This window comes from Paraeggerthella sp. (genome assembly GCF_048427265.1).
In the GTDB taxonomy this organism is placed as follows: Bacteria; Actinomycetota; Coriobacteriia; order Coriobacteriales; family Eggerthellaceae; genus Paraeggerthella; species Paraeggerthella hominis.
The window spans coordinates 36,013-46,730 of record NZ_DBFOSR010000018.1 but is presented as its reverse complement, the minus strand read 5'-3'; the positions used below and the strand labels follow the sequence as shown (position 1 = coordinate 46,730).

The window sequence follows — 10,718 nt, the reverse complement described above, 5'->3', positions numbered from 1 at the left end:
CCCAGAATACCGGTGCGCTTCGGAGGGTTCGGCAGATGGATGAGGCGCGGCTCGAAGTCGAACAGCTCATCGGTGCTCACCGTAGAGCTTACGGTCAAGCAACTCTTCAAGCATGCATCGGAGCACAGGCGGCACTGCACGCAATCGGCCGCGGAGAATTCAAGGAAGCTGCCTTCGCCGTCCGCGGGCTTCATCTCGCTCTTCTTGAGCGCTCCCGTAGGACAGAACACCGTGCACATGCCGCATGAGCTGCATGCTTCTTCGTCGATCGACACCGACCCGAACAGCCGCGTATCGATTTCAGGCACCGTCGAAGCGCCCAGCCCATCCATGGCGTCGAGCACGCGCATACGGCGCTCGGGGTTGAACTGCGGAAGCGTTCCCGCGTCGGACATGCGCAGGCGATCGCGTAGCGACGGACCAGCGGTGCCATCGTTTTTGAACACCATCACTTCGGCGGTTTTCCCGGCCGCATCCACCGCGCGCGAACGAGCGCTGGTGAAAAATCCCCGGCGCGATTCACCCAGCAAGCTGCGCTTGTCCTGCAGCAACACTTCCTCGGGAAACGCCGACGCCCGCCTCACGCGGATCTCGGAACTTTGCGCAGCAATCAGATCGTTCGCTGAACGAACGGTGGCGTCGATCCCCGGCACATTCGCTCTGAATTTGCACGTCGAGCACGTGCCGTCAACCAGCACGATGTCCTCCACGCCGCGCGCGGCAAGCCCCAGAAGCACGCTTTCTTCCATGCGAGCCAAGCACGGAACCTCCGCGTAACGTCGGGGATCGCCCACGCGCTTCGACGCTATGCGAGCGCACGCGAATACGGCCATCCCTTCGGTATTCACCACGCCTTCCGCCACGCTTGAAGCAAGGTCCTCGTCAAGCGGCTGCAACGGAATGAGCGCTTCGGTGGGGCAGACCGTCGTGCAGGCCCCGCATGCCACGCAGGCATCGCTGTTAAGCGACAGCACGTTGTCGACCGCCTCAACTGCGCCGGTCGGGCACGCGTCCGAGCACTTCGTGCACGAGGAATGGCGGTTTCGCACCACCGTGCAGCGATCGGAGGCCAAGTAAACGGCCTTGCTCTCAAGCGCTTCCGCCACTTCGACTATGTCGATAAGGTTGGGCATGCTACCCCTCCAAGAAAGATTCTTCCAACGAGCGAAGCTCTTCGGGCGTGTTCGCATTAATAAAGCAGCCGCCCATGGGCTCGGCCTCCAAGACGCGCGCTTGCGGGAATTCGAGCACGTTCACGTCGGCGAAGAACGCCTGGGCGCGCTTTTCTCCCCGGTCGAGCGCCGCGGTCACGGCAGGCAGGCAGCCCGAGCGACGATACATTGCATGGAACGGCTCGTAGCCGTGCTTGTTGATGGGAACCACCACGTCGGCGCCCGACTCGTTCATGGCCAGGGCTTCGGCAACAACAAGCGACGGCGATGCGAACACCATGTCGCACGCCACTACGGCAACGTACGGGTTGCCGGCCGCCTGCAGAGCCGTGTACAACCCCGGCAGCGCACCGCGGCATTCGCACGCATCCCGCACGAACTGGATGCGGTACTGCGGGAACATGTCGTACAGAAACGTCAGGTTTTCCGGCTCGTTCGTCGTGATGATCAAGTCATCCGAAGCGGGAGCAAGTCGCTCGACCATGCGGGCGATAAGGGGGCGGCCCGCGAACGGAACCGTCGCCTTGCTCTGACCCATGCGACGGCTCTCCCCGCCTGCCTGGATCACCACGGTCACACGCGGCCGAGCGTAGCGCTGCGCGACGAAATCCGCCAATCCGGAAACGTCGTTCAAATCGAACGAGGGGATGCCGTACGTCTCGGCAGCGCGATGCGCATCGGCGATATCGGTCACCACGGCAACAGTCTGCGCCGTGGGAAGCTTGTTGGAGATATCGGCATGATCGGGATGCTGCACGGCGAAGTGACTGCCCGTTGCCGAAGCAGGCGCTTGCTGGGAACGTTCGAGCATCTCGTGAGCGGCCGGGTCGTCAGCAGGAGGAACCGTACCGCGCGTGAACTGCGTGAAGTCGGTGCCGAGCGGCCAACCGCAACGCGCGCCTTCGGCGAACACGTCGGCTACGCGTGCGTCGGCTTCGTTGCCCGAACGCATGATTTCGATGGTGGGAAGCCCACTTTTGCGATAGCCTTCCACCACCACGATGTCATGACCGGGCATGCTGCGCACGATTTCAGCGCACTCGATTTCGCCTTTGACGGTTTTCACGCGCGCCATCTGGCCCGGAGCCGCAATCACCGTCTCGCTTGCACCGGCGGCGCGATGGCGATACGAGTCCTTTCCGGGAATATCGATATCGAAGCCCACGTGGCTGTGGTGCTTCACGCTACCCACGTCGAGGCCTCGAGCCACCAGTTCAGTGATAAGCTTTTCGATCAGCGTGGTCTTGCCCGAATTATGGCGTCCAACTATGGACACCGCCGGACTAGGAATGTTCACCATGCGCTTCCCCCTGTTCATTCGGCGCTCAGTATAGCACGACGCACGGAAGGGAGCTTGACAGGAAGCGAGCGCAAACGCGAACGCGGGCGGCACCGGCGCATCGGAGTCCACCTCCAGCAACCGATCATGCCGGCCGCGCCCGAACGCACGAAGGCCGCGCTCGAGCGCGGCCTTCGCAGGAGGGAGGAAAAGACGATGCCGACATGCGCGGACGGACGGTGCGCTGCATCACCGCTCGCTCGCCGTTCCCAGCATCGTCGCGAGTCGTTTAGCCTCGAGCAGCATGCTTGCCAGCCACGCGGCCGCTCGTCATGGCGTTGCCCATGTTGTTGCCCGCAGAGGGACAGTTGTAAGCGTTTCCGTAGCGCTCGCCCATCGTGTTGCCCACCGCATACAGGCCCTTGACGACATCGTTTTTCGAAGCCGTAAGCACCTGGTAGCTTCCGTTGACGCACAAGCCCGCAAGCGTGTTCAGGCCAGGACCGTACAAGCGCTCGGTGCCCTGCTTGGCAATATAGAACGGGGCCTCGTCGATCGGAATGAGCAGATTCTCCGGCTTGCCGTAATCTGCATCCACTCCAGCAGCGCACAGTTCGTTGTAACGCTCGACCGTGGCCTTTGCGGTTTCGAGAGCCTCCCCGGAAAGCCCGGCATTTTTCAGCGCTTCCTCCACGGTAGCCCCGACGAACACCTCGTTCACAAACGGCCTCGTGCGGTTCGCAATTTCCAGACCGCGAACCTCAATGGTGCCAGCAGAGGGGTCTGCGCCGTCCATCTGCGCCCGATATTCTTCGATGCCCTCAGGAAATCCCCAGTTAGGAGCACCGTGATCAAGGCCGCCCGCCTGAATATACTGCATGTGCTTTTTATCCATGATGGCGAAGTTGCCCACCATGGCCGCTTCGAGATCAATAGGCTGACGGCACGACTGAGCCAGCACCAACCCCGCATACGACTCGTTCATGAAGCGCTCGCCCTTGCAGTTCATCCACAAGCTTGGAGCCGAACCCCAGGGACCGAACGAAATGGAAGGCGCGTCGCCGGCCACGGGGCGCGGATGGCTCTCGATGGCACCGCCCGCCCAGCAGCCCATTTTATGACCGGAGCCATCGCAGTCGGTCATACCCGTCAACGTCTCCCGATCCACGCCATGTCGCTCGGCGTTTTCAGCGCATTCCGAGCAAAGCTCCCACACCATGTCGGTATTGGCACCGAAGTCGCCCGTGGCCAGGATAACGCCCTTGGATGCGTCGAAGCGCACATAGGATCCGTCGGCATCTTGAGCGATAACGCCAAGGACTGCGCCCTCGTCACTCTGCACGCAACGCACCGCCGCATGGCCGCAAAACCATTTCGCGCCCAAATCCTCGGCGGCATCGCGGCAATACGTCTCGAGCTCGGCCAAGCGGGAAACGTCCGTCAAGCCATTCTTGCCCACCGGATTAGCGTTTTTCGTACCAACGGTCTGCACGGTGGATGCCCACATCTTGTAACCGGACACCTCCACCGGATAATCGCTTCCGTTCGGCTTGTCGTAAGCGATCTGAACGATGCACTCGCCACCCTTGTAATCGAACACGTTCGACGTGTCGGGGACGAGCGAGGCCAGATTGTCCATCATTTCGCCCGAGTTGTACACGAACGAACGAATGACATCGGTGCTGCACCGTCCATTAGCGCGACGCACGTACTCGTTCACGATTTCGTTCAGGTCGTACGGACCAAAGCCCCAGCTTTCCAGCAGCTTCGAATTGTACGAGCAGATGTCGTCGCCCCGATACACGATTTCGCCGTCGTTGTGCTTCTCGATCACGGCCACGCTCGCGCCCTCTTGCGCAGCAGCCAACGCCGCTTGCGTGCCAGCATGACCGCCGCCCACTACCACGACGTCGAAAGACTTCGTCTCCGCAATGTCGCCATCGGCAATCTCGGGCGCGGATCCCAGCCAATTCTCGTCGCACATATAGTATGCCGGGCGGGCCGAAGCGGCCTCGCCCGCAGCCGCGCTTCCCTTGACCGGCTCCTTAGCCGGCTGCGGAGCGCAGCCGGCTAGCCCCATGACGCCCAGGACGCCAGCACTCGCCGCTCCTGCCAGGAAATTCCTTCGTGAAAGCTCCATCGCTCTCCCTCTCCTTCGCACTCCAACTCCCAACGTGCACTGCGTTGGCTTCAACATGCTCTATCCTGACCAGAAGACCGGTTTGGCGCTATCCGATGAACCGTTGATTTCGCCTTCAGCGAAGGCAAAGGCGCTCAACGTTTTTACGTAGATGTTCTCAATCTCATGCGTTTCAGCAGATCAAACAAGCATTTTGATTAACGAAGAGACGTAGCAATGCTATAATGCAGCCTGCCCCAAGCAGCCAGGAGGAACCGCATGGCCAAGGCATGCGACAACCAGAAACCAAGAACTTCCAACGAGTCGCCAATGACCGCAATCGCCTTGGTCGTAGGATTAGGCTGCTTGTTTTCAACGCTTCTAATCTACTCAGGTGCCGTCATATCGTTTTTAAGGTTCGAGCACGCCGAGTCCTTCATAGGAACCTTCGCCGAGACCACGCTTCTGTGCGCGACCGTTTTAGGGGCCCTGTTCCTTGGGCTCACCCTTGCCGGAAAACGCGTTCCCTACGTGATGCTCAGTTCGTTCGGAGGGGCAATCTACCTCTGCTGCTCGCTTACGTATGCTCTTTTCGCCTGGTCCGGCAGCTTCGGAACAACCTCGGTGGTGGCACTCGCTTTCACCACGGCACTAGCAGACACGTGCTTAGTGCTTGCCTGGGGCCGCGTGTGTACTCGATTCAAGATCAAACGCGCCCTCGAAATAGTTTCTCTCGCTAGCATCCTCTCGGCGCTCTTATGCCATCTTTACAGCATTCTACCGTTGGCTGGCGTAACCGCGCTGTTCGTACTGGCTTCAATAACAGCAGTCATCGTACCGTTGGCGCTTGGCGCAACCGTCCCCTCTTGCAAAAAGGCGAAACGCCGGTCAACTGGCGAACCGCGCGCAATCGCCGCATCCCTTGTTGATGTCCTTGCAGCTCCAGGCCTTGGTCTGATCGTATTCGCTTTCGTTATGGCGGTAATGCGCACGTCGTTCAACCAAAGCCAGGACGCCTACCTAGCCATGCTTGCACTCGATGCAGCAATTCTTCTGGCGTATGCATTGCTAAGAAAAAGGCGGCTATCGCTGCGCGGCGGTATGCATCAAACGTTCCTTCCGCTTATGGCCATGCTGCTCTTAGCCGTCACCAGCATCACGGCTACCGTAGGCCAGGGAGAACAGCTGGCAACGTACCTCACGTATGCCCTCTACGCATTAGCGGCCATACTCACCCTTGCAACACTGTGCGCCATAGCCAATGCGGGCGAATTCCCATCTGACGCGGTCTTTTCGCTTGCGGTTTTCCTCTTTGCAGCCGCGTCGTTCACGGGCCAAGCGTTTGCCACCGTGATGGGCGACCACGTAACCCCTATCGTAGTGACGATAATTACTACGCTGTACGCATTCGCGATGGTCTTCTCGTCGCATATTCGATACCAGCGCGAAACGCAATGGACCTCAAGCGACGAAAACGACCGCGTCGAACCTACAGGACAATCGAACGCCGGCCCCACTCCCGCATCCGTGCGCTGCGCCCAACTGGCCGAAACGTACAATCTGACAGCCCGCGAGCAAGAGATCCTTTCGTATCTTGCCGAAGGACACAGCGGGGCTTATATCGCAGACGTGCTGTTCATCTCTCCCAACACCGCCCGAACGCACATTCATAATATTTACCGTAAGTTGGAGGTATCGTCTCGCGAAGACATACTGAAGCTCACAAAGGATCGCGCCTAAAAACCGCTTTGCAACGTAACGCGCGAAGGCCGCGAAAACGCTCCAGAGACCGCTTCAAGAAGGAAACGCTTTGGAATATTAAGCTTTTCCGAGCAAATATTTCACCAGGTCAACATAGCCCTTTGCTATTCGCCGAAAAAACATGTTGTGATTTCGTGGAGATCGGTGGTATACTACAACCTGCTTTACAGAAGCTTGATGCTTCGATAAAGAAAAGGGTTCTGTTTTTTGGAGGGGGCAGAACCCTTCTTCTTATCTTTGGGACGGAGACGTCCCCTTTTTTATGCCCGAAAACGCTCCCGCGGGCATCGGCCGTCACGCACGGACGCTCGCCGCGCCTGCTACAACGGCCTGCGAGCCTCGATAGCGCGACCAAGCGTGACTTCGTCGGCAAACTCCAAATCGCCGCCTACGGGCAAGCCGCTTGCAGGGCGCGTAACGCGAATTCCCAGCGGCTTGATAAGGCGCGCAAGGTACGCAGCCGTGGTCTCGCCTTCCACGTTGGGATTCGTCGCCAACACAACCTCTTGGACCTCGTCGCTTGCCAAGCGCTTCATAAGCTCGGCGATGCGCAGATTGTCCGGCCCGATGCCCTCCATAGGAGAAAGCGCGCCCCCCAGCACGTGGTAGACCCCGGAATAGACGGTCGTTCGCTCGATGGGAGGAATATCGCGCGGCTCGCTTACCACGCAGATCGTGCTCGCATCGCGCTTGGACGAGCGGCATATCTCGCACAGATCGTCCTCGGCGTAGTTGAAACAGCGTTTGCAGAAGCAAACCTGGTCTTTCACCTCGGCAATAGCTTCGGAAAGACGCAGCGCCGTCGCCTTGTCGGCATTCAGTATCCAGTACGCTATGCGCTGGGCGGACTTCGGACCAACTCCAGGCAAGCGCTCCAGCTCATCGAGCAGTTTCTGGATAGACGGCGCTGCGTGCATGACAAATTCCCCTTCGCCTGATCTACATGAGGCCCGGGATGCTCATGCCGCCCGTCGCGGCGTTCAGGCGCGTGGCGCTCATGTCGGACACGCCGCGAAGCGCCTCGTTGACAGCAGCCGTCACCATATCCTGAAGCATTTCCACGTCCTCGGGGTCAACGGCCTCGGGATCGATCGTGATGCTGCTGATGGCCATGTCGCCCGTCGCAACAACCTTGACCATGCCGCCGCCAGCCGTAGCCTCGAACGTCATGTCCTTGATTTCTTCCTGCGCGCGAGCAAGCTCCATCTGCATTTTCTGAGCCTGCTTCATCATCTTCTTCATATCCATAGTACGGTTTCCTTTCAGGTTCGTTAGCACGCGATCGACCGGTCCGGCACATCAACCGAACCTCGAACGGCGCGGATTCCTATTCTTTCACTTCTTCCACAACCACGCCAGCTCCAAAACCGGCGGCAAGAATGGCTTGCAGGTCGCTGGGGTCGGCGGGAGAGCTCTGCACGGTCGCAGGGGTTGAAGCAGGTGCCGAAGCCGGGATGGAAGCGGGCGCGCTCTGAGGCTGCGGCATCCGAGCCGGCTGCGCGGCAGGCACCGGCGAAGCATCGGGCATCGCAGGCGCAGGCGCAGGAACGTCGAAGTCGTCGTAGGGCACCTGCTCGTCCTCGTACGGAGGAACATCGTAGGCCGGCATCGCCGCAGACGGCTGCGGCTGGGGCTGGGGCTGGGGCTGCGGACGAGACGTCGAAGCGACCGGAGCCTGCGCGTGGGATGCGGCCGCCTGCGCACGAGGCGCGGCAGAGGCCGCAGGAGATGCGGAGACCGCCGAAGCGGGTCGAGCAGCGGAAGCAGCAGCCGGAGACGCGGGGGCGCTTGCACCGGCCTGCGAATACGCGAACGGCACCGCGGAACCGCACGCCTGAGTCAATGCGGCGGACACGGCATCTTGGACATCTTGCTTCTGCACGGCCTTGAACGCGAAGGCGTTTTCCGCAGGGAATTCGATCAAGAGGATGCGCTTGCCCGCATCGTACACGGCCTTCGTGTTAAGGAACAAAACGCCGTAAGCGGCCTTGTTCTTCTTGAGCGTAGCAAGAACAGCCTGCCAAACGCGCTGGAGAGCCGCAGGGTTTTGCAGACTGTCGGCAACTTGGCCCGAAGCCGCCGCCAGTGCGCCAGGATCCGCCTGGACAACCGCGGCGGAAGCGGAAGCCGCAGGAGCAGCAGAAGCCGGAGAGGCGGTCGCGGACGGAGCGGCCGCGGGCGCCGGGCTCTGCGACACAGGCGCAGGCTGGGCAGCGGGTGCAGGCTGGGGCGCAGCGTGAACAGCCGCAACGGGCTGGGCAGGTTGCGAAACCTGAACAGGCTGAACGGGCTGGGCAGGCTGGGCGACAGGCGCAGATGCCGGGGCCGCCGCAGGAACGGCCGCCGGAGCCGCCGCCGACGTCACGTGGGCAACGGCCGAATGCCCGCTTTCCAGCGCTTCGATGCGCTCGGCAAGCGCCTCGAGCGTCAAATCCGAATCGGGACGAACCATGCGCGTGAGCGCAATCTCGAACGACAAGCGCGGATTCGTCGACGTTTTCAATTCGGCAGACAAGTCGCCCAGCACGCCGAGCAGACGCGACAGACGATCCGCCCCGAACAGCGGCAGTTCGCTCACCAGTTCGCGCCGCTCGGTATCGCCCACTTCCAAGACAACGTCGGCATCGGTCAGCGACATGACGTACAGATTGCGGACGTGCTCGGCCAAATCGCGCGTGAACTGAGCCAGATCGGCTCCCGTTTCCACGAACTCCGCCGTCCAGCGAAAGCACGTGGCCACATCGCGCTTGCCAATGGCCTGCATGATCTCGGCCAGATCGTTCGTATCCACCCCGCCCAGCATGCGCTCGGCCACCTCAAGCGTAACCTTGCCCTCGCCGAACGCGATAAGCTGCTCAAGCGAGGTCAGCGCGTTGCGCATGCCGCCTTCAGCGCGATGGGCGATCAGGTCAAGCGCCTCGCCCTCGAACTCCACGTCCTCGGACACGCAGATGGCGCCCAGTCGCGACACGATGGACTCAGCCGAAATGCGGCGGAAATCGAAACGCTGGCAGCGCGAGTGGATGGTTTCGGGAACCTTCTGGGGATCGGTAGTAGCCAGCACGAATACCACGTGGCTCGGCGGCTCTTCAAGCGTCTTGAGCAGCGCGTTGAACGCCGCCGTCGACAGCATGTGAACCTCGTCGATGATGTAGATCTTGTACCGACCGCGCGTAGGAGCGAACTGAACGCGACCGATGATCTCCTCGCGCACATTCTCCACGCCCGTGCGACTTGCGGCGTCCAATTCGTACACGTCGGGATGCTCGCCGTTGGCAATCATCGTGCAATCATCGCACGTTCCGTCAGGCTCGGACGTAGGGCCGTGCTCGCACAGAAGCGCCTTGGCAAGCAAGCGCGCCGTAGTGGTTTTGCCGGTGCCGCGCGGGCCGGTGAACAGGTACGCGTGACTTACCTTATCCTGCTCGATCGCGTTTTTGATAGTGCGTTCGATATGCTCCTGGCCAACGACGTCTTCGAATATCTGCGGCCGGTATTTTCTGTACAATGCCTCTGCCATAGCGCGCGGCTCCCGCTTTCCCGTATGCATCCGTGGTTATGCGAACGCGGGCGCCCTGCACTGGCATGCGCCCGCGTTTTCTGCGTTCTTGCCCATTATAGAAGAAGCGCGCTTTCCGCGCAGCCGCCGCAGCGCGCCACCACAGCATCAGCAGGGGCAGCGTCACAATGCTACGATCGGGTTATTTCCCAGCCTTCGCCTTGGAGGAGCTCAGTTTCGCCTTGATCGCGCCCGCTACGGCCGGTATAAGGGAAATGGCCACAATTCCAACGATCACCAGCTCGAAATGCTCCTGCACCACCGGGATGCCGCCGAAGAAGTAGCCCAGCAGCACGAAGACGGTGGACCACGTAATACCGCCGATGATGTTGAACAGCAAGAATTTGCGGTAGTGCATGTGCCCGAAACCTGCAAAGAACGGCACGAACGTGCGGATGAACGGGAAGAAACGACCCAGGAAGATCGCCAGCGGGCCGTACTTGTTAATAAGGCCTTCGGTTTTCTCGATGCGCTCGGGCGTCATCGACTTGACGCGCCCGGAATCGATGATGTGCTTGCCGAATTCGCGACCGATCCAATAGTTGCACGAATCGCCCAAGATCGCCGCCACCCACACCACCGGAAGCAGCAGCGCCAAGTTCAAGCCGCCGCCGTCGGCCGCGAACAAACCCGCCGTGAACAGGAGCGAATCACCGGGCAGAAACGGCATGATAACCACGCCGGTCTCGATGAAGATGATCAAGAAGATGGGGATGTACGCGCCCATGCCGAACGCCGCAATCCATTCGGCAATGAAGCCGCGAGGGTCTTGCAGCAAGTCAATGAAGAACTGGATGATTTCCATGGGGTTTCCTCGAAGCGCACTCG

At 60.6% G+C, this 10,718-nt stretch carries 8 protein-coding genes; 1 reads left to right on the top strand and 7 read right to left on the bottom strand.

The features are described from left to right. The 3 genes from ACMNI9_RS01805 to ACMNI9_RS01795 form a co-directional block, all read right to left on the bottom strand. A partial coding sequence (locus ACMNI9_RS01805; RefSeq protein ID WP_418830597.1) for a 4Fe-4S binding protein occupies window positions 1–1,133 on the bottom strand: 1,133 nt, incomplete at its 3' end. Window position 1,134: 1 nt separating this feature from the next. Beyond that, complete coding sequence (gene mobB / locus ACMNI9_RS01800) at window positions 1,135–2,490, bottom strand: molybdopterin-guanine dinucleotide biosynthesis protein B (RefSeq protein WP_418830594.1); 1,356 nt, start codon at window positions 2,488–2,490, stop codon at window positions 1,135–1,137. A gap of 250 nt (window positions 2,491–2,740) precedes the next feature. Next, window positions 2,741–4,591 (bottom strand): FAD-binding protein, encoded by a 1,851-nt coding sequence (locus ACMNI9_RS01795; RefSeq protein WP_418830591.1) that lies wholly within the window; start codon window positions 4,589–4,591, stop codon window positions 2,741–2,743. Between the two features lie 309 nt (window positions 4,592–4,900). Here ACMNI9_RS01795 and ACMNI9_RS01790 point away from each other — a divergent pair, with 309 nt between their 5' ends. Further along, window positions 4,901–6,310 (top strand): LuxR C-terminal-related transcriptional regulator, encoded by a 1,410-nt coding sequence (locus ACMNI9_RS01790; protein ID WP_418830588.1) that lies wholly within the window; start codon window positions 4,901–4,903, stop codon window positions 6,308–6,310. A 341-nt stretch (window positions 6,311–6,651) separates the two neighbouring features. On the opposite strand, the gene recR is transcribed toward ACMNI9_RS01790, so the two are convergent. The 4 genes from recR to ACMNI9_RS01770 all read right to left on the bottom strand — a co-directional run bounded on the left by recR (window position 6,652) and on the right by ACMNI9_RS01770 (window position 10,695). Then, window positions 6,652–7,248, bottom strand: a complete 597-nt coding sequence (gene recR / locus ACMNI9_RS01785; RefSeq protein WP_114566270.1) for a recombination mediator RecR — start codon at window positions 7,246–7,248, stop codon at window positions 6,652–6,654. Window positions 7,249–7,270: 22 nt separating this feature from the next. Beyond that, the gene (locus ACMNI9_RS01780) at window positions 7,271–7,579 is read right to left on the bottom strand and encodes a YbaB/EbfC family nucleoid-associated protein (RefSeq protein WP_114566269.1); all 309 of its coding nucleotides are present in this window, start codon (window positions 7,577–7,579) and stop codon (window positions 7,271–7,273) included. Window positions 7,580–7,658: 79 nt separating this feature from the next. Then, complete coding sequence (dnaX, locus tag ACMNI9_RS01775) at window positions 7,659–9,851, bottom strand: DNA polymerase III subunit gamma/tau (RefSeq protein WP_418830585.1); 2,193 nt, start codon at window positions 9,849–9,851, stop codon at window positions 7,659–7,661. Between the two features lie 181 nt (window positions 9,852–10,032). Then, on the bottom strand, window positions 10,033–10,695 hold the full coding sequence (locus ACMNI9_RS01770) for a VTT domain-containing protein (protein ID WP_114566267.1): 663 nt from the start codon (window positions 10,693–10,695) through the stop codon (window positions 10,033–10,035). Between the last annotated feature and the right edge of the window lie 23 nt (window positions 10,696–10,718).

Excerpts from the sequence above, each read along its gene's own strand:
- mobB (WP_418830594.1), bottom strand. The coding sequence starts at position 2,490 with ATGAACAGGGGGAAGCGCATGGTGAACATTCCTAGTCCGGCGGTGTCC.
- ACMNI9_RS01795 (WP_418830591.1), bottom strand. The coding sequence starts at position 4,591 with ATGGAGCTTTCACGAAGGAATTTCCTGGCAGGAGCGGCGAGTGCTGGC.
- ACMNI9_RS01790 (WP_418830588.1), top strand. The coding sequence starts at position 4,901 with ATGACCGCAATCGCCTTGGTCGTAGGATTAGGCTGCTTGTTTTCAACG.
- recR (WP_114566270.1), bottom strand. The coding sequence starts at position 7,248 with ATGCACGCAGCGCCGTCTATCCAGAAACTGCTCGATGAGCTGGAGCGC.
- ACMNI9_RS01780 (WP_114566269.1), bottom strand. The coding sequence starts at position 7,579 with ATGGATATGAAGAAGATGATGAAGCAGGCTCAGAAAATGCAGATGGAG.
- dnaX (WP_418830585.1), bottom strand. The coding sequence starts at position 9,851 with ATGGCAGAGGCATTGTACAGAAAATACCGGCCGCAGATATTCGAAGAC.
- ACMNI9_RS01770 (WP_114566267.1), bottom strand. The coding sequence starts at position 10,695 with ATGGAAATCATCCAGTTCTTCATTGACTTGCTGCAAGACCCTCGCGGC.